Origin of the sequence: Lawsonibacter faecis, assembly GCF_014287675.1 — a bacterium.
In the GTDB taxonomy this organism is placed as follows: Bacteria; Bacillota; Clostridia; order Oscillospirales; family Oscillospiraceae; genus Pseudoflavonifractor; species Pseudoflavonifractor faecis.
Map to the genome: position 1 here is coordinate 14536 of NZ_JACOPQ010000020.1, position 20134 is coordinate 34669.

The 20134-nt window shown below is 63.3% G+C and carries 18 protein-coding genes; 11 read left to right on the forward strand and 7 right to left on the reverse strand.

Annotated features, from left to right (window positions below):
- The first annotated feature begins 238 nt into the window (after positions 1 to 238).
- Complete coding sequence (locus tag H8S62_RS17020; protein ID WP_186920364.1) at positions 239 to 1063, forward strand: zinc dependent phospholipase C family protein; 825 nt, start codon at positions 239 to 241, stop codon at positions 1061 to 1063.
- Positions 1064 to 1350: 287 nt separating this feature from the next.
- Here the strand turns inward: H8S62_RS17020 and H8S62_RS17025 are convergent, their stop codons facing one another.
- The 3 genes from H8S62_RS17025 to H8S62_RS17035 all read right to left on the reverse strand — a co-directional run bounded on the left by H8S62_RS17025 (position 1351) and on the right by H8S62_RS17035 (position 4014).
- Positions 1351 to 1659 (reverse strand): TIGR04076 family protein, encoded by a 309-nt coding sequence (locus H8S62_RS17025; RefSeq protein WP_186920365.1) that lies wholly within the window; start codon positions 1657 to 1659, stop codon positions 1351 to 1353.
- 111 nt (positions 1660 to 1770) lie between these two features.
- The gene (locus tag H8S62_RS17030) at positions 1771 to 2583 is read right to left on the reverse strand and encodes a TIGR03915 family putative DNA repair protein (RefSeq protein ID WP_186920366.1); all 813 of its coding nucleotides are present in this window, start codon (positions 2581 to 2583) and stop codon (positions 1771 to 1773) included.
- Between the two features lie 165 nt (positions 2584 to 2748).
- Positions 2749 to 4014: a putative DNA modification/repair radical SAM protein gene (locus H8S62_RS17035; RefSeq protein ID WP_186920367.1), complete on the reverse strand. Its 1266-nt coding sequence runs from the start codon at positions 4012 to 4014 to the stop codon at positions 2749 to 2751.
- A 309-nt stretch (positions 4015 to 4323) separates the two neighbouring features.
- Here H8S62_RS17035 and H8S62_RS17040 point away from each other — a divergent pair, with 309 nt between their 5' ends.
- From H8S62_RS17040 to H8S62_RS17080, 9 genes are all read left to right on the forward strand, one after another.
- Positions 4324 to 4683: a NusG domain II-containing protein gene (locus tag H8S62_RS17040; RefSeq protein WP_186920368.1), complete on the forward strand. Its 360-nt coding sequence runs from the start codon at positions 4324 to 4326 to the stop codon at positions 4681 to 4683.
- A 2-nt stretch (positions 4684 to 4685) separates the two neighbouring features.
- On the forward strand, positions 4686 to 5261 hold the full coding sequence (locus H8S62_RS17045; protein WP_243141946.1) for a Gx transporter family protein: 576 nt from the start codon (positions 4686 to 4688) through the stop codon (positions 5259 to 5261).
- A 3-nt stretch (positions 5262 to 5264) separates the two neighbouring features.
- Positions 5265 to 6269, forward strand: a complete 1005-nt coding sequence (locus tag H8S62_RS17050) for an FAD:protein FMN transferase (protein WP_186920369.1) — start codon at positions 5265 to 5267, stop codon at positions 6267 to 6269.
- 108 nt (positions 6270 to 6377) lie between these two features.
- Positions 6378 to 7661, forward strand: coding sequence for an RnfABCDGE type electron transport complex subunit C (locus H8S62_RS17055; RefSeq protein WP_186920370.1), 1284 nt, complete (start codon positions 6378 to 6380; stop codon positions 7659 to 7661).
- The gene (locus tag H8S62_RS17060; protein WP_155150959.1) at positions 7661 to 8560 is read left to right on the forward strand and encodes an RnfABCDGE type electron transport complex subunit D; all 900 of its coding nucleotides are present in this window, start codon (positions 7661 to 7663) and stop codon (positions 8558 to 8560) included. Before H8S62_RS17055 ends, H8S62_RS17060 begins: the two co-directional genes overlap by 1 nt.
- Positions 8557 to 9489, forward strand: a complete 933-nt coding sequence (locus H8S62_RS17065; protein WP_155150956.1) for an FMN-binding protein — start codon at positions 8557 to 8559, stop codon at positions 9487 to 9489. The genes H8S62_RS17060 and H8S62_RS17065 overlap by 4 nt, the downstream gene beginning before the upstream one ends.
- A complete protein-coding gene (gene rsxE, locus H8S62_RS17070) occupies positions 9490 to 10170 on the forward strand; it encodes an electron transport complex subunit RsxE (RefSeq protein WP_155150953.1) in 681 nt (226 codons plus the stop codon).
- Positions 10171 to 10173: 3 nt separating this feature from the next.
- A complete protein-coding gene (locus H8S62_RS17075; RefSeq protein WP_155150950.1) occupies positions 10174 to 10773 on the forward strand; it encodes an electron transport complex protein RnfA in 600 nt (199 codons plus the stop codon).
- Positions 10774 to 10785: 12 nt separating this feature from the next.
- On the forward strand, positions 10786 to 11643 hold the full coding sequence (locus H8S62_RS17080; RefSeq protein WP_155150947.1) for an RnfABCDGE type electron transport complex subunit B: 858 nt from the start codon (positions 10786 to 10788) through the stop codon (positions 11641 to 11643).
- Positions 11644 to 11940: 297 nt separating this feature from the next.
- Here H8S62_RS17080 and arcC read toward each other — a convergent pair whose 3' ends face one another.
- The 4 genes from arcC to dpaL form a co-directional block, all read right to left on the reverse strand.
- A complete protein-coding gene (gene arcC, locus H8S62_RS17085) occupies positions 11941 to 12882 on the reverse strand; it encodes a carbamate kinase (protein WP_186920371.1) in 942 nt (313 codons plus the stop codon).
- A 327-nt stretch (positions 12883 to 13209) separates the two neighbouring features.
- Positions 13210 to 14409 carry a knotted carbamoyltransferase YgeW gene (ygeW, locus tag H8S62_RS17090; RefSeq protein WP_155150941.1) on the reverse strand — a complete coding sequence of 400 codons (1200 nt, stop codon included), beginning with the start codon at positions 14407 to 14409 and terminating at the stop codon, positions 13210 to 13212.
- A 68-nt stretch (positions 14410 to 14477) separates the two neighbouring features.
- On the reverse strand, positions 14478 to 15860 hold the full coding sequence (locus H8S62_RS17095) for a YgeY family selenium metabolism-linked hydrolase (protein ID WP_155150936.1): 1383 nt from the start codon (positions 15858 to 15860) through the stop codon (positions 14478 to 14480).
- Positions 15861 to 15993: 133 nt separating this feature from the next.
- Entirely contained in the window at positions 15994 to 17208 is a 1215-nt protein-coding gene (gene dpaL, locus H8S62_RS17100; protein ID WP_186920372.1) for a diaminopropionate ammonia-lyase, read from the reverse strand.
- A gap of 264 nt (positions 17209 to 17472) precedes the next feature.
- Here dpaL and xdh point away from each other — a divergent pair, with 264 nt between their 5' ends.
- The gene (gene xdh / locus H8S62_RS17105; RefSeq protein ID WP_186920373.1) at positions 17473 to 20031 is read left to right on the forward strand and encodes a selenium-dependent xanthine dehydrogenase; all 2559 of its coding nucleotides are present in this window, start codon (positions 17473 to 17475) and stop codon (positions 20029 to 20031) included.
- Positions 20032 to 20134 lie beyond the last annotated feature (103 nt).

The following is a 20134-nucleotide window of genomic DNA, read 5'->3' on the forward strand; positions in this document are numbered from 1 at the left end:
TGTGCAGATAAAATCCTGTTCTCGCTTGCGCGGATTTGTCCGATAAATTTTGAGTGCCTGTACGCTGGAGTCCGAAAGGCCCGTCCTGCGCCATGAAACAGGCCCGACGTTCAGCGAGCATGCGGTCTGCGGCGATACCGGACAGCGAAATTTAAAAATTTTCCACTTTTATTACCCGGCCCGTGTGGTAGAATGTTCTATGCCGCAATATCTATATTTGGAAACCAGGTGTGAATTCATGCCCAATTACTACGCACATTTGCAGTTTGGCGGGCGGGTGCTCCGGTGCCTGCCCGAACCCCTCGCCCGGTTGCTGGAGGGAGAGCGGACGGCCTTCGACATCGGCTGCTACGGTCCCGATCCCCTGTTTTTTTACAGACCTGTAAAGGACAACCCCATCCGCCGGCTGGGGCTGGGAATGCACAAGGAGCCGGTTCGGCCCATGGCGGAGCGGCTATTGCTGGCGGTGGAGGAGAACCGGCCCCAGGCCCGGGGGTACGCCGCCGGGTTTCTCTGCCACTTCGCGCTGGACAGCGCCTGCCACGCTTACATAGAGGAGCGCTCGGCAGTGGGCCCGGCCACCCACTCGGGGATGGAGGCGGAGTTCGACCGCCTGCTTATGGAGCGCAGCGGCGTGGACCCCCTCCGCGAGACCCCCATGCCCGGCGGCGAGCCGCCCGTTTTGCTGCTGGGGACCATCGCGTCGGTGTACCCCGGCCTGACGCCGGACCAGTTCCGTGCGGGCCTCGCCATGTTCCGCCGGGTGAGCCGCCTGCAGACCCTGGCCGCCGGGACCGGACTGCGCCGGGCGGTGGACGCCGTGTCCCGCCGCACGGCGGGAAAGCCCGACTTCCGCGGGGTGGTGCTGGACCGGGTGCCCCAGGCAGAGTGCGCCGTGAGCAACACGATATTGGACCAGCTGCTGGAGGGGGCCGTGGCCCCCGCGGCGGCGGAAATCACGGGCTTTTTCCGTACCGCCGCCAAGGGCGGGCCGCTCTCGGACTGGTTTGACCGGGATTTCAGCGGAAGGACCCATACCGTACCGGACGCGGCATCCTATTGAACCTGAAAGTAAACGTATGACCAAAGCGCCGCGCAGAAAACTGCGCGGCGCTTTGGTCATACGGCGGCAAATGCGTTGCGAAGCTGCTTACCGGACAATCGTGAGCTGGGGGGGTGCCCGACCTCCGGGCCTTGTATGAAAAAGGTCGACACGGCCAACCGCCGGGCCTCATTCCGCCCGGACGGCGCAGTCATTCCTTAAAATCCGACAGGATTCCTGCGAAAAAACTGCCTGCCGGAGGAAAAAATCCCGCACCGCCGGGCAGATTGCCATTTATCGGACAAGCCCTAGTCATCTACGGCTTCCAGCAGGAAGGTGACGGGGCGTATGCCGTCGGTACAGCAGACGACGCTCATGCCGCCGCGCTTCTGCCAGGGGGTATAGGTGGCGCCGGAGGAGAGGGCGGAGACCGAGCGGTAGACGTCTATCCAGGCCCAGGGACAGAAGCCCGCAGGCATCTCGGCCCCGCCGGTGTACAGGAAGGTCTGGCCCACCTCATAGAAATCACACTCCACATCGGAGCCGTCGGTGAGATATTCCCCGGCGAAGTCCCTGTAGAGCTGCTTGCGGAGAACGGTGATGCGTATGTTTTTCATCAGGCTCACTCCTTAATCATTGTTCCCCATGGACGCACCGCAGAAGCCGCGCTTATGAGATTCGTACAGCCAGGCCGGCGTATTGGCCCGGGAGGGCGAAGCGCTCGGTTTTCACGTGGACAGCTCCTTTTGGCTGCGGGCCGGGCCGTCCGGCCCCACGTCGGCGGGTACATCCCCATTGAATTCGGTCATCAGGTGCCAATAGCGCTTGGGCATATGGGTCATGCGGCACTTGGGGTTATAGCGCCCCTCAATGGCGATGGTATCATAGAACCGCCGCCAGAGGGCGCGGTAATCCCGCTCCTCCTGGCCGGGGGCGGCCGGGTGAAACTCCTCCAGCGGCACAATGGCCCACTGCTTGGGGCTGGGCTGGTAGAAGAGGGCCTCTTTGTGGGTGCGGTCGTAGATGAGAAAGCGCTCCCCCGAATATCGGGCGCAGAAATGGGAGCGCAGGATGGGCAGGACCCGGTTTTTCGGCTCAATCTCGGCGATCAGCACCCCCTCCTGCTCGGAAAAGCGGATAAAGCCCCGGAGGAGATGGACTTCCCCCTTAAGATGGGTGGCGGCCTTCACCAGCACCGCCACCCGGTCGTCGGTGAGGCTGCGCACCACGGAAGGGCCCTGCTCATAGCCCAGGGCAATAAAATCGTAGAGGTGCTTCTCCTTTTCAGGCAGGCAGGTGAGAAAGCCGTGGGTGACCAGATGGAGGCCGTCGGCGGAGAGCTTCTTGGGCAGGGAGACCAGGACCCGCCGGGCGTGGGCGGCATCGGTCTCCACGGCCCGCTCCGGGTAGAGGGAGAGCTGCACGTCCCCGGGTGCGGAAAAGCAGGCGGGCCGCTCCTTGTTGACATAGCTCTCATACACGCAGGTGAGAAAGCCGTTGAAGGTGCCGTCGTAAGAATACGCCACCTGGGACCAGGGCATGGGATCACCCCCAGCAGTTTTAAAATAAAAAGTGAAAAGGAGTGCGTAAAACCGGAAGAGAAGGCCGGAGATCTGCAGCCGGCAGATTCCATTTGGGCGCACGGTCCGGGGAAGGGGCGGAAGCTGAGATCGCACGCCCCTTTGCTTCATATGTTTTAAACCGCTTCAGCCGGTATTCTCGAAGAGACAAAGCTGTTCCGGCGCCTCCTGGGCCAGCATGGGCCGCTCCTGCGCCACCAGATGGCGGATGATGCCGTCCTCTCTGACCCGGAGGCCCTCGACCATCCGGCCCGAGCAGGTGAGAAAATACTGTGCCCGCTTAAGGACCACTCCCAGCTTTCTGAGGCCGGAGAAGTCCAGTGCGCCGCAGCGCCGGGCGGACAGGATGCGCTGAGCGCTGCGCACGCCGATGCCGGGCACCCTGAGGAGGGTCTCGTAGTCGGCGGTGTTCACCTCCACCGGGAAGCGCTCCAGATGGTTGAGGGCCCAGGAGCACTTGGGGTCCACCAGGGGGTTGAAGTTGGGGTTTTGCTCGTCCAGCAGCTCCCTTGCCTCAAACTTATAGTAGCGCAGGAGCCAGTCGGCCTGGTAGAGCCGGTGCTCGCGCAGCAGGGGCGGCTTGAAGTCCCGGCGGGCCGGGAGGAGCTTGCTGTCGGACACGGGCATATAGGCCGAGTAGAAGACCCGCTTGAGCTGGTATTTCTGGTAGAGACTCTCGGTGAGGCGGAGGATATGGAGATCGCTCTCCGGGGTGGCGCCGACGATCATCTGGGTGGACTGACCGGCGGGGGCGAAGCGGGGGGCATGCTTATAGAGCGCAAGCTCCTGCCTGGACGTGCGGATGCCGTCCCGGATTTGGCCCATGGGAGCCAGGATGGACTGCTTGCCTTTATCAGGGGCCAGCAGCTTGAGGGACTGCTCGCTGGGCAGCTCAATGTTCACGCTCAGCCGGTCGGCGAAGAGGCCCAGGCGGTGGGTCAGGAGCGGGTCGGCCCCCGGAATGGCCTTGGCGTGGATGTAGCCCCAGAAATTGTACTCCCGGCGCAGCAGGCGCAATGTCTCGGTCATCAGCTCGGTGGTGCGGTCGGGGCTGCCCCAGACGGCGGAGGAGAGGAAGAGCCCCTCGATATAGTTGCGCCGGTAGAAGCCGATGGTGAGCTCGCACAGCTCCCGGGGGGTAAAGGCCGCCCGGGGCACGTCGTTGGAGCGACGGTTGACGCAGTACTGGCAGTCGTAGACGCAGCGGTTGGTCATGAGCACCTTGAGCAGGGTGACGCACCGCCCGTCGGCGGAGAAGGAGTGGCAGCATCCGGCCATGATGGTGGAGCCCAGCCCGCCCGGCCGACTGGTGCGATCCAGACCGCTGGAGGTGCAGGCGGCGTCATATTTGGCGGCGTCGGCCAATATAGTCAACTTATCCATTAATTCCATGGTCCGGCGCTCCTGACTTGTTATTAGAACATTTGTACCACTATTATGACACTGGAACATATGTATGTCAAGAGGAAATAAGAGGAGACCGTTCCGGGGAAATAACCAAAAATTTAACAAAGAATTCCGATTTTTATGCTGAAAAAAGGTCTAAGATAGGAAAAATGGGAAAAGAGGAAGAGAAAAGCGGACAAAAATTGCCTAAAACGCTTGCGTCCCATCGGTTTGCGCGTTATACTAGTAAAGCGCGCTTAGGGGCGGGGGAGTTTTCCCGCGCCGGGCAAAATACGCGCGGAGGATATCGCTTATATGAAGAAACGCGACATCATAATTATTGTTGCAGTGCTGGTTGTGGCCGCCGCCGGTTTTTTTGCGATGCGGCTGTTTTCCAGCGGGGCCGATTATGTCTACATCTACGTGAACGACGCCCTCTACGAGGCCGATCCGCTCAATGAGGATAAGCTCATCGAGATTGATCAGGGCGACGGGGTGGTCAACCACATTCAGATCAAAAACGGCATTGTCCGCATGGTGGACTCCACCTGCCCCGACAAGCTGTGCGTCAAGCAGGGGGATTTGAGCGCCGAGAGCTATGAGAAGTTTCCCGTGCCCATCGCGTGCCTGCCCAACAAGGTCATTATTGAGCTGAAGACCCAGGACAAGGAGTAGCCATGAGCCGAAACTCTTCCAGACTGGCCACCCAGAAGATGACCCGCCTGGCCCTGCTGGCGGCGGTGGCGGTGGTACTGGGGTATTTTGAGGGTATTATCATCGCCTTTATGTTTCTCCCGCCGGGCATCAAGCTGGGCCTGGCCAATACCGTGCTGCTCTACTCCGTCTATCTGCTGGGGCCGGGCTACTCGGTGATACTGATGATATTAAAGGTAGTGCTCACCGGCTTCATGTCCGGCAATCTGGCGGCCGCCTTCCTCTACAGCATGGGCGGCGGCGCCCTGAGCCTGGGCATGATGCTTCTGGTGAAGAAGCTGGGCGGAAACGACAAGGTCTCCATCGTGGGCGTCTCCGTGGTGGGCGCCGTGTTTCATAACGTGGGACAGCTTCTGGTGGCGTCCCTTGTGGTGCGGACGCCGGGACTCATGCTCTATATTTTTCCGCTGCTGATCTCCGCCGTGGTCACCGGCGTCATTACCGGCCTGGCGGGCAGGCAGATTGTCCGGGTGCTGAGGCTCCCGGGCGCGCCCGACCCCCTGAGCAGCAAGACCAAGGACCCCGGGGAGGATACATAATTCATGAGCAGAAAATGGACCGCCGCCCTGCTTTGTCTGAGCCTGACGCTGGGTCTGGCCCTGGGCGGCTGCGCACCCTCGGCCGCCAAACAGAGCCGGTCGGGCTTTTACTTCGACACCGTAATCTCCATGACGGTATACACCAATGACGAGAAGCTGCTGGATGACGCCCAGGCCGAGTGCCAGCGGTACGATGACCTGCTGAGCAAGACCAAGGTGGGCTCCGACGTGTGGAACATCAACCACGCGAATGGCGAGCGGGTGGCCGTCAGCGAGGACACGCGGGACATCATCGAAAAGGCCCTGGAGTACTCCCGGCTCTCCGAAGGGCGCTTTGACATCACCATTGAGCCCTGTGTGGCCCTGTGGGATTTTACGGGGGACGCAATGGGCATTCTGCCCGACGGGGACGCACTGGCCGCGGCCGCGGCCAAGGTGGACTGGACCCAGGTGGACGTCAGCGACGGGGGAGTGCGCATCCCCGCCGGGATGACCATCGACCTGGGGGCCATCGCCAAGGGGTACATCACCGACCGGATTGCGGATTTTTTGAAGGACCGGGGCGTGAAGAACGGCTTTTTGAACTTTGGGGGAAATGTGCTGACCATCGGCGGGAAGCCCGACGGCACCGCGTGGAACATCGGCGTACAGGACCCTCAGGGAACCCAGAGCCAGGGCATTCTGGGCGTGGTCGCCGTGGAGGGCGAGGCCGTGGTCACCAGCGGCATCTACGAGCGGGGCTTCGATGTGGACGGCGTGCGCTACCACCATATTCTGGACCCGAAAACCGGCTGGCCCGTTCAGAACGAGCTGGCGGGAGTCAGTATCGTGGCGGAGGACGCCTTTGACGCGGACGCCCTGTCCACCACCGTCTTCGCCATGGGGCTGGAGGCGGGCACGGCCTTTATTGAGGGGCTGGACGGTATTGAGGCCGTCTTCGTCACCCGGGACGACGCTGTCACCTGGACCTCCGGCCTGGAAGGACGTTTTACCCTGCAGGAGCAGTGACCCGCGGAATGCGGTATAGAGAATTGCGTATGTTGACAAAACGCTGCAGTCAAAAACGCGGCGGGAGCCGCGGGCCTTGAAAAGAAGGAGTGGTATAGGATTATGGGAATGGGAAACCATGGGATCCGGCTGAACGGTCATAAAAACACCGTCGACTGTAAGCCGGTAGCGATGCCGGTGCCTGCGAAGGTACGGATCCCGCTGGCGCTGCTGGGTGCAAACACCAGTACGTTCTTGGTCCAGAAGGGGGACGAGGTGGCCGTGGGCCAGCCTGTCGCCACCCAGGGACAGGGCATCGGCGTGCCCGTGTACGCCAGCGTCTCAGGCAAGGTGGCGGGTATTGAGACCGTCCGGCTTGCCAGCGGCGCCATTGTGGACGCCGTCGTGATTGAGTCCGACGGCAGGCAGACCCCCTGGGAGGGCATCAAGCCCCCCGTGGTGGAGGACCTGAAGAGCTTTCTGGAGGCGGTCCGGCAGAGCGGCGTGGTCGGACTGGGCGGCGCGGGCTTTCCCACCTGGGTGAAGCTGAACGCCGAGGTGGAATACCTCATCATCAACGGCAGCGAGTGCGAGCCCTACTGTACCGCCGACTATATTGCGCTGCGGGACTTCACGGCCGATGTGGTGGAGGGCGTGCGCCTGGTGAAGGAGTACGGGAAGATCCCCAAGGTCATCATCGGCGTCAAGCATCCGCCCCAGGGCATTGAGGAGGCCTTTAAGGCCATCCCCGGCGCGGAGATCAAGCACCTGCAGGAGTACTACCCCGTGGGCGCCGAGCGCATGCTCATCAAGGAGACCACCGGCCGGGTCATCCCGGGCCGCAAGCTCCCCAAGGACGTGGGCTGCATCGTTCTGAATGTGAACACCGCCGCCTATCTTGCCCGGTACCTCCGCACCGGCATGCCCCTGGTGAGCCGGACCGTCACCGTCGACGGCAGCGCCGTCAACACCCCCAGCGTCATCACCGCCCCCATCGGAACTCCCGTGGGCGATATCTTTGAGGCTGCCGGCGGCTTCAAGTGCGAGCCCGCCAAGATTCTGGCCGGCGGACCCATGATGGGCGTGTGCCTGCCCAACCTGGATTTCCCCCTGCTGTGGCAGAACGGCTCCTTCCTGGCCCTGGACGCGAAGGACGCCAAGGTGCCCGACTCCACCGCCTGCATCCGGTGCGGGCGCTGCGTGGATCACTGCCCCATGAATCTGATGGCCTTCCAGATCGGCAAGGCCTACGAGGCCAGGGACCTGGATACCCTCAAGAAAATCCGGGCGGATCTGTGCATCGAGTGCGGCTGCTGCGCGTATGTCTGCCCGGCCAAGCGGGACATGGTCACCGCCAACAAGCTGGCCAAGCGCTACATGGCTGACGAGGCCAGGAAGGAGGCGAACAAATAATGAAGCTGCTTACCGTTTCTCCCGCCCCCCATATCCGGGACAAGGCGAGCACCCGCTCCATTATGCTGGACGTGCTCATCGCCCTGGCCCCCACCCTGGTGGCCTCCATTGTCATCTTCGGCTTCCAGGCCCTGCTGGTCACCGGCGTCTGCGTGGGCATGGCCGTCCTCTCCGAGTTCGTCTTTGAGAAGGGCGTCAAGAAGTCCGTCACCATCAATGACCTCTCCGCCGTGGTCACCGGCGTGCTGCTCTCCTTCTGCCTGCCCGTGGACATCCCCCTGTGGATTGCCGGGCTGGGCAGCGTCATCGCCATCGTGGTGGTGAAGCAGCTCTTCGGCGGCATCGGCCAGAACTTCGCCAACCCCGCCATCACCGCCCGGGTGGTGCTCCTCATCTCCTTCGGCGGGGCCATGAGCACCTACGCCATCGACGGCGTGACCTCCGCCACCCCCCTGGCCGCGGGCGCGGCCAACCCCGGCGTGCTGGGTATGTTCCTGGGCAACCACGCCGGCAGCCTGGGCGAGACCTGCGCCCTCACGCTGCTCATCGGCGGGGCGTACCTGGTGGTGCGCAAGGTCATCTCCTGGCACATCCCCGTGGCATACATCGGAACCGTGGCGGTGGTCTCTCTAATCGCGCAGCAGGACCTCTCCATCCAGCTCATGGGCGGCGGCCTGCTGCTGGGCGCCATCTTCATGGCCACCGACTACGCCACCTCCCCTATGACCAACGCCGGCAAGCTGGTCTACGGCGTGGGCTGCGGACTGCTGACCATGATGATCCGCCTCTGGGGCGCCACCCCCGAGGGCGTCAGCTATGCCATCCTGCTGATGAATATCCTCACACCCCACATTGACAAACTGACCGCCCACAAGGCCCTGGGAGGTGACGCGGCATGAAGAAGCAGAACAAGACCTGGGCGCTCCTGGCCCCCATCGTAGTGCTGGTGCTCATCGGCGGCGTCATCACCGCCGCCCTGGCCCTTACCAACGAGGCCACCGCTCCCGTCATCGCCGAGGCCCAGCGCCAGGCGGCCGAGAAGGCAATGCAGACCGTCCTGCCCCAGGGTGCGGACTTTGCCCTGGTAGAGAGCACGGAGGGCCTGCCTGAGGCCGTCACTGAGGTTCAGGCCGCCGGCAACGGCGCGGGCTATGTCATCACCGTCAGCGCCAAGGGCTATGCCAACATGACCGTTATGGTCGGTGTGGGCTCCGACGGCAAGGTCACCGGCACCCAGGTGTTGGTTCAGGAGGAGACCAAGGGCATAGGCTCTAAGGTGGTTGAGGATGGATCTGCCTTTCAGCAGCAGTTGGTCGGCATTGACAGCGTCGACGGCGTTGAGGGTATCGCGGGAGCCACGATGTCTTCCAACGGAATGAAGAATGCCGTCCAGGCCGCATTGGATGCGGGTACCATTCTCTCCGGCGGAACCGTGGAGGCCAAGGTCTACGAGGCCCCCGCCAACCTGACCGACGAGGTCCTGGCCCAGTACTACCCCGGCGCGTCCTTCACCGACGTCCCCGGCGGCAAGGTGTCCGACGCTGGCACCGTGGTCTACGCCGGCGAGGCCGGCATGACCGGCCCCGTCCCCGTGGCGGTGCTCTTCGGCGCCGACGGCCAGATTCTGGCCGTGGTGGCCGACACCTCCGCAGAGACCCCCGAGTACGGCCAGCCTCTGGGCGAGAACGGCTTTACAGACGCCTTTGCCGGCGTCTCCGGCGGCGGCGAGGTGGACGGCGTCTCCGGCGCCACCATCACCTCCGACGCGATTAAGGGCGGAGTGGACTATGCCATCGCCAATCTTGAAACTGTAAAGGGGGCGGGTTAAATGATTGAGAAAAATCAGCCGTCTAAGCTCTCCACCCTGACCCGCGGCATCATCAAGGAGAACCCCGTGCTGGTCCTGGTGCTGGGCACCTGCCCCACGCTGGCCACCACCACCTCGGTGTCCACCGCCATCGGCATGGGCATCGCGGCCACCATCGTACTCATCTGCTCCAACATCTTCATCTCCCTGCTCCGCAAGATCATCCCCGACTCGGTGCGCATCCCCTGCTATATCGTGGTTATCGCAGGCTTCGTGTCCGTGGTCCAGATGCTGGTGCAGGCCTTCGTCCCCCCGCTGTACGACGCGCTGGGCGTGTATCTGCCCCTCATCGTCGTCAACTGCATCATCCTCGGCCGGGCTGAGATGTTCGCCAGCAAAAACTCCGTGGCGGACTCCGCGCTGGACGGCGTGGGCATGGGCCTGGGCTTCATCGTGACGCTGCTGGTCATGTCCACCATCCGCGAGGTCTTCGGCGCGGGCGCTTTTGCCGGAATCTCCCTGCCCTTCTTCAGCGAGTTCAACATCCCCATTCTCACCCAGCCCGCCGGCGGCTTCTTCGTCTTCGGCGTGATGATCGCGGCTGTGGCCAAGATTACCCACGGCAAGGTGAAGCACAGCGCCACCGGCTGCGCAAACTGCCCCAGCGCCGCTGCCTGCGGCAAAATCGGAAAGGAGGCGTAAGGCATGGACGTCAAGCATCTGCTCTTTATCATCCTGGGCGCTGTCTTCGTCAACAACTACGTGCTGCAGCGCTTCCTGGGCATCTGCCCGTTCCTGGGCGTCTCCAAGAAGCTGGACCAGGCCTCCGGCATGTCCATCGCCGTCGTCTTCGTCATGCTGCTGGCCACCGCCGTGACCTGGCCCATCCAGCACTTTCTGCTGGACCCCAACGGCATGGGCTATCTCCAGACCATCGTCTTCATCCTGGTCATCGCCGCCCTGGTGCAGCTCGTTGAGATCGTCCTCAAGCGGTACATCCCGGCCCTCTATAAATCACTGGGCATCTATCTGCCGCTGATTACCACCAACTGCGCCGTGCTGGGCGTTACCGTGCTCAACATCACCGAGAAGTACTCCTTCGGCGAGTCCATGGCCAACTCCTTCGGCTCCGGCCTGGGCTTCTTCCTGGCCATGGTGCTCTTCGCCGGTATCCGCGCCCGCACTGAGAACTGCGAGGCCCCCGAGTCCTTCAAGGGACTGCCCATCACGCTAACAGCCGCCGCCATCCTGGCCGCTTCCTTCAGTGGATTCGCGGGCGTGGTGGAGACGCTGTTCGGCGCTTAAGGAGGTGGCGGGATGAATATTATTGTACTAGCCATCGTCTCGGTGGCCGTCATCGCCCTGGTCTGTTCCGTCATGCTGGTCATCGCCTCGAATGTGATGGCCGTCAAGGAAGACCCCCTGTTCCCCGCTGTGCGTGAATGCCTGCCCGGCGCCAACTGCGGCGCCTGCGGCTATGCCGGCTGCGACGGCTACGCCAAGGCCCTGGCCGCTGGCACCGACAAGCGCACCACCCTCTGCGTCCCCGGCGGCGCCGACTGTGCCCAGGCCCTCGCGGGCGTGCTGGGCCTGGAGGCCGGCGCCGTGGAGAAGCGTGTCGCCATCGTCTTCTGCGGCGGCGACTGCACCCGCACGGAGGCCCGGATGGATTACCAGGGCGCCCACAGCTGCGCCGCCGCCAAGCTGCTCTTCGGCGGCGCGGGGGCCTGTGCTTTCGGGTGCCTGGGCAACGGCGACTGCGTGGCCGTCTGCCCTGAGAACGCCATTACCATCGACAAGGGCGTGGCGGTGGTGAACCGGGACCTCTGCATCGGCTGCGGCCTGTGCGAGCGCTCCTGCCCCAATCACGTCATCGGCGTGCGGCCCATGAGCCAGAAGGTCTTTGACCGCTGCTCCAACCCCAACCGTGGCAAGGCGGTTATGGATGTGTGCAAGGCGGGCTGCATCGGCTGCACCAAGTGCAGCAAGGTCTGCCCCGAGGGAGCCATCACCATGGACCACTCACTGGCCCAGGTGAACCCCACCAAGTGCACCGCCTGCGGCACCTGCGTCGCAAGCTGCCCCACCCACTGCATGAGCTTCGCGGAGCCCGGCATGGCCCCCGCTCCCGCCAAGGCGGAGCGCGCGGAGGAGAAGTCCGCCGCAGCGCAGTAAAGAAAGCAAACGGAGGACCCAGCCGGGCATCAGCCCGGCTGGGTCCTCTCAGCTTGTCAAAGAAGCCCAAGGGGCTTCCTTGACAAAAGGCTGCATGACGGCTGGGGCTCGATTTCTTTGGAAAAGGTCGCCCTAGCCGTCATGAGCAGTGTCATCTCTCAGACTCATGTCCCCAGAAATGACGAATTTTTATTTGACTGCGTCGTCTGCGGACGAGGTAAGCGCCCGGACCATAAAGTGCCGTACCTTTAGAAGGTATGCGGCCGAATGGTCCGGGCGCTTTGTGCTGTCTGCAGGTTATGCCTGAATGTGGGTGCCGGTCTTGCCCTGGACGCCGTCCCGGGCCTTCTCCAGCAGGGTGATAAGGGCGGTGCGGCCAGGCTTGGACTCGGCGAAGCGGACGGCCGCCTGGACCTTCGGGAGCATGGAGCCGGGGGCGAACTCACCGTCGTCCATGTACTTGCGTGCCTCAGCCGGAGTGAGGGAGGAGAGCCACTGCACGTCGGGCTTGCCGAAGTGGATAGCCACCTTCTCCACGGCGGTGAGGATGATGAGGCAGTCGGCGTCCAACTGCTGGGCCAGCACGCAGGAGGCGAAGTCCTTGTCGATGACGGCCGCCGCTCCCTTCAGGTGGTGGCCCTCGGTCTTGTAGACGGGAATGCCGCCGCCGCCGCAGGCCACGACCACATGGTCGGACTCCACCAGGGCGCGGATGGTGTCGATTTCCACGATGGACTGGGGCTGGGGAGAGGCCACCACACGGCGGTAGCCGCGGCCGGCGTCCTCCACCACGTTGTAGCCGCGCTCGGACACCAGCTTGTCGGCCTCCTCCTTGGTCATGAAAGCGCCGATGGGCTTGGTGGGCTTCTGGAAGGCGGGGTCGTCGGGATCCACCTCCACCTGGGTGAGCACGGTGGAGACGCCCTTGTCGATGCCGCGGTCCAGCAGCTCCTCCCGCAGGGCGTTCTGGAGGTCGTAGCCGATGTAGCCCTGACTCATGGCCACGCAGACCGAGAGGGGGCAGGGAATGTACTTCTCCGGGTCGGAGCGGGTCAGCTCGGCCATGGCCGTCTGAATCATGCCCACCTGGGGGCCGTTGCCGTGGGCGATGATGACCTCGTGGCCCTCTTCGATCAGGTCGGCGATGGCCTTTGCGGTCTGCTGAACGGCGATCATCTGCTCGGGCAGATTATTTCCAAGGGCGTTGCCGCCCAATGCAATTACAATTCGTTTACCCATGGTTATAAATAACCTCCTGTTAAGGCGTCCAGAAAATAATGACCCGTCCGCATATACATAGGCAGTCGTATCTGCGGACGGGCCGGCGCGGGAAGAGAAAGAAGGAAGAATCGGTCTATATCAGGCCGGCGACTGCTGAATCGGTCCGGCAGGGGAAAACGGGCAACGGGTTGCCGGGGGTGTCACGCTTCGCACGCCTCGCGGCCGGGGCGATAAGCCCGCCGACTTCGGGTCCAGACAGAAAGGGGTGCGGGGGACGCCTTTCTTTTCTTGGTCTGGCCCCATTCGCTCTGTCCTTATCGCCCCTGCTCGGCGGCTCAGCGCTTCTTATTTCTGGAACCATCTGGAGGTGCCGCGCTCCTCCAGGGCCTTGAGGGTGGCCTGGGGGTCCTTGACCTTGGCGAGGAAGATCATGGCGGCGATGACATAGGGCTTGAAGGAGGCCTCCTTGTAGAGGGGGGTGCGGTAGCGGTCGAAGACGCTGGCCTCAACCTCGCCGTCCACGCAGGAGACGTCGTTGATGTCTGCGGGCAGGCAGTGCAGGTACAGGGCCTTGCCGTCGCGGGTGGTCTTCATCAGCTCCTCGGTGCAGCACCAGTCCTTGTGCTGGGCGTTCTGGGCGAGAAGCTCCTTCTCCAGGGCCTTGATGCCGTCGCTGTCGCCCTTGCCGTACAGATCAGTGCGCTTCTCCATGGCGGCGAAGGGGGCCCAGCTCTTGGGATACACGATGTCGGCGTCCTTAAAGGCCTCTGCCATGGAGTTGGTGCGGGTGAAGGTGCCGCCGGTCTTGGCGGCGTTCTGCCTGGCGACCTCCTCGACCTCGGGCATGATCTCATAGCCCTCGGGATGGGCGAGCACCACGTCCATGCCGAAGCGGGTCATCAGGCCCACCACGCCCTGGGGAACGCTGAGGGGCTTGCCGTAGCTGGGGGAGTAGGCCCAGGTCATGGCGACCTTCTTGCCCTTCAGGTTCTCCACGCCGCCGAACTCGTGAATGATGTGCAGCATGTCGGCCATGCACTGGGTGGGGTGGTCGATGTCGCACTGGAGGTTCACCAGAGTGGGCTTCTGCTCCAGAACGCCGTCCTCATGGCCCTGGGTCACGGCCTCGACCACCTCCTTCTGATAGGTGTGGCCCTTGCCGATGTACATGTCGTCCCGGATGCCGATGACGTCGGCCATGAAGGAGATCATGTTGGCGGTCTCACGGACGGTCTCGCCGTGAGCAATCTGACTCTTTCCCTCGTCCAGATCCTGGACCTCCAGGCCCAGCAGGTTGCAGGCGCTGGCGAAGGAGAAGCGGGTCCGGGTGGAATTGTCACGGAAGAGGGAGATGCCCAGGCCGCTCTCGAAGATCTTGGTGGAGATATTGTTCTCGCGCATGTAGCGCAGAGCGTCGGCCACGGTAAAGACGGCCTCCAGCTCGTCGTCGGTCTTATCCCAGGTCAGGAAAAAGTCGCCCTCGTACATCTCCTTGAAGTTGAGCTTGTTGAGCTTGTCAATATACATCTGAAGAGTCTTATCCATCATTATTTCTCCTTCAATCTGATTCATTCTCGGCGGGCAGCCCCAGGGTCCGCCCGGCACGCTGTTTTTTACTGGATGTCGTTATCGGTGAGGGTGGCGCGGAACTGGGACACGTCGGAGGTCTTGTTCTCCTCCTTGTAGAGGCCGGGGACGGCGGCGTACAGGGCCGCACAGGTCACGAGGTCCTGCTTCCAGGTGATCTCGTTGGGGGCGTGGGCCTGGGACTCCGCGCCGGGGCCGAAGCCCACGCAGGGGATGCCGTACCGCCCCTGGATGGAGACGCCGTTGGTGGAGAAGGTCCACTTGTCGATGAGGGGGCGGTGGCGCAGGTGCATGGCGCCGTCGGGTCCGATGCGCTCCCCTCCGAAGAGGGCGTGGTGGGCGTCCACCAGAGCCTGGACGTGGGCGGCGTTCTCCTTGTTGATCCAGGTGGGGAAGTAGCACTCGGTCTCATAGACCTCGCCGGTCCAGGAGGGACGGTCGTACATATACATGGAGACCTTCACGTCGTCGCCGTACTTCTTCACGCTGGGCAGGTCCCGGATCTCCTGGAGGCAGGAGTCCCAGGTCTCGCCGGCGGTCATGCGGCGGTCGATGGAGATGGAGCAGGAGTCGGCCACGGCGCAGCGGCTGGGGGAGGTGAAGAAGATCTGGGAGGTGGTGCAGGTGCCGCGGCCCAGGAAGCGGGCGTCCTCGTAGTGCTCGGGGTTGTACTTGGGGTTGAGCATCTTCACCAGGCCCTTGACCTCGGTGCCGTCGGCGTCGTCGTTCTCGTTGAGGGCGCGGACGTCCTGGAGAATGTCGGCCATCTTATAGATGGCGTTGTCGCCGCGCTCGGGGGCGGAGCCGTGGCAGGAGACGCCCTTCACATCCACGCGGATCTCCATACGGCCCCGGTGGCCGCGGTAGATGCCGCCGTCGGTGGGCTCGGTGGAGATGACGAACTCAATCTTATCCTTCTCCTGGGGGTAGGCCTTGTTGACGATGTACTGCCAGCACATGCCGTCGCAGTCCTCCTCCTGGACGGAGCCGACGACCATGATCCTGTAGCCCGCGGGGATGAGGCCCATATCCTTCATGATCTTGGCGCCGTACACGGCGGAGGCCATGCCGCCCTCCTGGTCGGAGCCGCCGCGGCCGTAGATGACGGCGTCGTCCTCGTAGCCCTCGTAGGGGTCGTGGGTCCAGTTGTCGCGGTTGCCCACGCCCACGGTGTCGATGTGGGAGTCGATGGCGATGATCTTCTCACCGTCGCCCATCCAGCCGATGACGTTGCCCAGGCCGTCGATCTCCACCTTGTCGTAGCCCAGCTTCTCCATCTCGGCCTTGATGCACATGACGACATCCTTCTCCTCGCAGCTCTCGCTGGGGTGGGAGATCATGGCGCGCAGGAAGCGGTTCATGTCGGCGCTGTAGCCCGCGGCGGCGGATTTGATCTGGTTAAAGTCCATTTGATTGCCCTCCATATAATCAATGATTTCTTCTTCGATAGGTTGGCGCCCTCCGGGGCCCGCCGCAAGCGCGGCGTCGCAAGGGGGGCGGCTGTGCGGGCGAAACGGCCCGTGCCCCCGCTGTCTGCCCAGGTCAGACAGTGGGATATTCCCCGTCCCACAGCACCTTCCTGAACTTCATGGGGTCGGTGTTGCCCTCGGTGGAGAACATCAGCACCTGAGAGAAGCGGTCCAGGCCGATGGCCTCCCGGAGGTCCCTGTACTCGTCGGTCTCCATCAGCGCGGCGATGAGGCCCATGCCCACCGCGCCGGACTCGCCGGAGATGACCACCGGGTCGCCCTTGACGGGCACGCCCAGCATCCGCATCCCCCGGGCGGAAACCCAGTCGGGGCAGGAGACAAAAGCGGTGACATGGTTGCGCAGGATGTCCCAGGAGATGGTGTTGGGCTCGCCGCAGGCGAGACCCGCCATGATGGTCTGGAGATCGCCGTCCACGATGCGGGGACTGCCGTCTCCGGCCAGAGCGCCCTGGTAGAGGCAGTCGGCCGCCCTGGCCTCCATGACGATGAACTTGGGCGGGTCATTGGGATAGAGGTTGGTGAAGTAGCCGATGACCGCGCCGGCCAGGGAGCCCACGCCCGCCTGGACAAAGACGTGGGTGGGGCGGTTCACGCCGCATTGGCGCAGCTGCTCGCTGGCCTCGCTGGCCATGGTGCCGTACCCCTGCATAATCCAGGAGGGGATCTCCTCGTAGCCGTCCCAGGCGGTGTCCTGCACGATGACGCCGTTCTTGGTGGCCTCGGCCTCGGCAGCCGCCATGCGGACGCAATCGTCGTAGTTCACGTCCTCAATGGTAACCTGGGCACCCTCCTTCAGGATATTGTCGAACCGGGGCTTGCTGGAGCCCTTGGGCATATGTACCACGGCCTTCTGGCCCAGCTTGCCCGCCGCCCACGCAACCCCCCGGCCGTGATTGCCGTCGGTGGCGGTGAAGAAGGTGGCCTGGCCGAACTCCTTGCGGAAGGCCTCGCTGGTCAGGTAGTCGTAGGTCATCTCGGAGACATCACGGCCCATCTGCGCGGCGATGTACTTCGCCATGGCGAAGGAGCCGCCCAGAACCTTAAACGCATTGAGGCCGAAGCGGAAGCTCTCGTCCTTGACGAAGAGGCTCCCGAGGCCCAAATATTTGGCCATGCCGTCCAGCCGGGCAAGGGGGGTGATGGAGTACTGGGGGAAACTGCTGTGGAAAAACCGCGCCTTGGCCACGTTGGCCAGGGACATGACCTCCAGCTGCTTGTCTTCGCTTTTGGGCATGTGGTTGTCTACCCACTTGATGGGGTCTTTCATGTCTCTCTCGCCTCCGAAAAATTCTGGAGAAAACCAAACGAATTTTTTGCTTTCTGTACACATCATATCACGGGATTTCAACAAGTCAAGAGGCAATCTAAAAAATTTTTGTAATGCCAAAAATATTTTTAGATATTTGGTTATTTTGCCATATGTATTAAGGTTGCCACCGGGCTGGTTTGGTGCTAAGCTATAATTGTGAATCAGGTAACAAGTACTGGGCGGGCTTTGATCCCCGCCAGCATAAGAGGAGGCAATATCGCCATGTATACCTTTGTCGTGAACGGGAAAACCGTCTCCACCGAGAAAGACGAGAAGCTTCTCACTTTCCTGCGGGAGGAACTGAACCTCACCTCCGTGAAGAACGGCTGCTCCGAAGGCGCCTGCGGCACCTGTATGATTCTCATTGACGGCAAGGCCACCAAAGCCTGCGTGCAGAAGACCTCGAAGATGGAGGGCAAGCGGGTGATCACCTGCGAGGGCCTGACCGAGCGGGAGAAGGACGTGTACGCCTGGGCGTTTACCCACTGCGGCGCGGTGCAGTGCGGGTTCTGCACCCCGGGCATGGTCATCTCGGCCAAGGGCCTGATTGATGAGAATCCCGACCCGGACCGGGATCAGGTCCGTTTCGCCCTGCGCAACAATATATGCAGGTGTACAGGCTATAAGAAGATCGAGGACGCCGTCCTGCTGGCGGCGAAGATGTTCCGGGAGGGGGGCGAGGTCCCCCACGAGGTGTTCACCGGCAGGGTGGGCGAGAACCTGCCCCGGGTGGACGCCCCCGCCAAGGCCGTCGGCACAGCGGAGTACGCTGACGACATCCGCCTGCCCGGTATGCTCCACGGCGGCGCGGTCCGGTCCGAGTACCCCCGGGCCATCGTCAAGTCCATCGATGTGACCGAGGCCATCCAGACCCCCGGCGTGGTGAAGTGCATCACCGCCGCCGCCCTGCCCGGCCAGCTCAAGGTGGGCCACCTGAAGCGGGACCAGTGGGTGCTGGTCCCCGTGGGAGGAGAAGTCCATTTCTGCGGCGACCCCATCGTCCTCATCGCCGCCGAGACCGTGGAGGCCCTTAACGAGGCCCGGGCCAAGGTAAAGATTGAGTACGAGGTATTAAAGCCCGTCCTCACACTGGAGGAGGCCATGGCCCCCGACGCCCCAGAGCTCCAGGAGGGGGGCAACTGCTTTGCCCACGAGCACCTGGTCCGGGGCGACGCGGAGGCCAAGCTGGCGGCCTCCAGGTACGTCGTCACCACCCAGTACCACACGCCCCCCACCGAGCACGCCTTCCTGGAGACTGAGACCGCCGTGGCCGCCCCCGAGGGGGACGGCGTGGTGGTGTACTCCGGCGACCAGGGCATCTATCAGACCAAGCGGGAGTGCTCCGACGCCACCGGATTGAACCCCGACCTGGTCCGGGTGGTGGCCAAGAGCGTAGGCGGCGGCTTCGGCGGCAAGGAGGATATGTCCGTTCAGCACCACGCGGCCGTCCTGGCCCTGCTGACCGGGCGGCCCGTCAAGGTCTCCATGACCCGCAAGGAGTCCATGCTCTGCCACCCCAAGCGCCACGGGTTTGAGATGGAGGTCACCACCGGCTGCGACGAGAACGGCATCATTACCGCCATGAAGGCCACCCTTCTCACCGACTCCGGCGCATTTGCCAGCCTGGGCGGGCCAGTGCTCCAGCGGGCCTGTACCCACGCCGCCGGCCCCTACAACTTCCAGGACATCATCATCGACGGCAAGGCCTACTACACCAACAACCCGCCCTGCGGCGCTTTCCGGGGCTTCGGCGTGACCCAGAGCTGCTTCGCCAGCGAGTGCAACCTGAACAAGCTGGCCGAACTGGTGGGCATCTCCGCCTTTGAAATCCGCTACCGCAACGCCATCCGCCCCGGCCAGGTTCTCCCCAACGGGCAGGTTGCCGACGCGGGCACCGCCCTGGTGGAGACTCTGGACGCCGTGCGGCCCTATTATGAGGCCAATCCCAAGGCGGGCATCGCCTGCGCTATGAAGAACGCGGGCCTGGGTGTGGGCATCCCCGATACGGGCCGCGTCACCCTGCATGTGGAGGACGGCGTCGTCCACGTCCGCACCAGCGCCGCCTGCATCGGCCAGGGCATCGGCACCATTGCCTGTCAGATTGTCTGTGAGGTCACCGGCCTCCGGCCCGATCAGGTGGTGTGGGACGCGCCGGACACCTCCATCGCCCCCAACTCGGGCAACACCACCGCCTCCCGCCAGACCCTCTTTACCGGCGAAGCCGCAAGGCGGGCCGCTACAGAACTCAGGTGGGCCCTGGAGGGACGGGATCTCACCGCCGTGGAGGGCGTGGATTTTCACCAGGAGTATACCGGCATCACCGATAAGCTGGGCTCCGACCGGCCCAACCCCGTCAGCCACATCGCCTACGGCTACGCCACCCATCTGGTGGAGTTGGACGACGAGGGCAGGGTGAAGCGGGTGATCGCGGCCCACGACGTGGGCAGGGCCGTGAACCCCGTCAGCGTGGAGGGTCAGATCGAGGGCGGCGTGGTCATGAGCCTGGGCTACGCCCTCACCGAGGACTTCCCCCTAAAGGATGGCCGCCCCACCGCGGTTTACGCCGGTCTGGGACTCTTCCGCGCCAACCAGACGCCTCCTGTGGAGGCCGTCATCATTGAAAAGAACGACTCCGAGCTGGCCTGCGGTGCCAAGGGCATCGGCGAGATCTGCTCCATCCCCACCGCCCCAGCCGTTCAGAACGCCTACTACAACCGGGACGGGAACTTCCGCACCGCCCTGCCCCTGGAGGGGACCCCCTACAGCAAAAAGAAGAAATAAACCGAAAAAAGTCCGCCGCTCTGGTGTATTTGCCAGGGCGGTGGATTTTTTTGCCGCTTTGTGACCTTTTGAGAATAGAATGAGCCGGCTGAAAAACATATGG

What these genes read in the sequence shown, in the direction of transcription:
- H8S62_RS17020 (WP_186920364.1), top strand. Translation starts at nt 239, where the DNA reads ATGCCCAATTACTACGCACATTTGCAGTTTGGCGGGCGGGTGCTCCGG.
- H8S62_RS17025 (WP_186920365.1), bottom strand. Translation starts at nt 1,659, where the DNA reads ATGAAAAACATACGCATCACCGTTCTCCGCAAGCAGCTCTACAGGGAC.
- H8S62_RS17030 (WP_186920366.1), bottom strand. Translation starts at nt 2,583, where the DNA reads ATGCCCTGGTCCCAGGTGGCGTATTCTTACGACGGCACCTTCAACGGC.
- H8S62_RS17035 (WP_186920367.1), bottom strand. Translation starts at nt 4,014, where the DNA reads ATGGAATTAATGGATAAGTTGACTATATTGGCCGACGCCGCCAAATAT.
- H8S62_RS17040 (WP_186920368.1), top strand. Translation starts at nt 4,324, where the DNA reads ATGAAGAAACGCGACATCATAATTATTGTTGCAGTGCTGGTTGTGGCC.
- H8S62_RS17045 (WP_243141946.1), top strand. Translation starts at nt 4,686, where the DNA reads ATGAGCCGAAACTCTTCCAGACTGGCCACCCAGAAGATGACCCGCCTG.
- H8S62_RS17050 (WP_186920369.1), top strand. Translation starts at nt 5,265, where the DNA reads ATGAGCAGAAAATGGACCGCCGCCCTGCTTTGTCTGAGCCTGACGCTG.
- H8S62_RS17055 (WP_186920370.1), top strand. Translation starts at nt 6,378, where the DNA reads ATGGGAAACCATGGGATCCGGCTGAACGGTCATAAAAACACCGTCGAC.
- H8S62_RS17060 (WP_155150959.1), top strand. Translation starts at nt 7,661, where the DNA reads ATGAAGCTGCTTACCGTTTCTCCCGCCCCCCATATCCGGGACAAGGCG.
- H8S62_RS17065 (WP_155150956.1), top strand. Translation starts at nt 8,557, where the DNA reads ATGAAGAAGCAGAACAAGACCTGGGCGCTCCTGGCCCCCATCGTAGTG.
- rsxE (WP_155150953.1), top strand. Translation starts at nt 9,490, where the DNA reads ATGATTGAGAAAAATCAGCCGTCTAAGCTCTCCACCCTGACCCGCGGC.
- H8S62_RS17075 (WP_155150950.1), top strand. Translation starts at nt 10,174, where the DNA reads ATGGACGTCAAGCATCTGCTCTTTATCATCCTGGGCGCTGTCTTCGTC.
- H8S62_RS17080 (WP_155150947.1), top strand. Translation starts at nt 10,786, where the DNA reads ATGAATATTATTGTACTAGCCATCGTCTCGGTGGCCGTCATCGCCCTG.
- arcC (WP_186920371.1), bottom strand. Translation starts at nt 12,882, where the DNA reads ATGGGTAAACGAATTGTAATTGCATTGGGCGGCAACGCCCTTGGAAAT.
- ygeW (WP_155150941.1), bottom strand. Translation starts at nt 14,409, where the DNA reads ATGGATAAGACTCTTCAGATGTATATTGACAAGCTCAACAAGCTCAAC.
- H8S62_RS17095 (WP_155150936.1), bottom strand. Translation starts at nt 15,860, where the DNA reads ATGGACTTTAACCAGATCAAATCCGCCGCCGCGGGCTACAGCGCCGAC.
- dpaL (WP_186920372.1), bottom strand. Translation starts at nt 17,208, where the DNA reads ATGAAAGACCCCATCAAGTGGGTAGACAACCACATGCCCAAAAGCGAA.
- xdh (WP_186920373.1), top strand. Translation starts at nt 17,473, where the DNA reads ATGTATACCTTTGTCGTGAACGGGAAAACCGTCTCCACCGAGAAAGAC.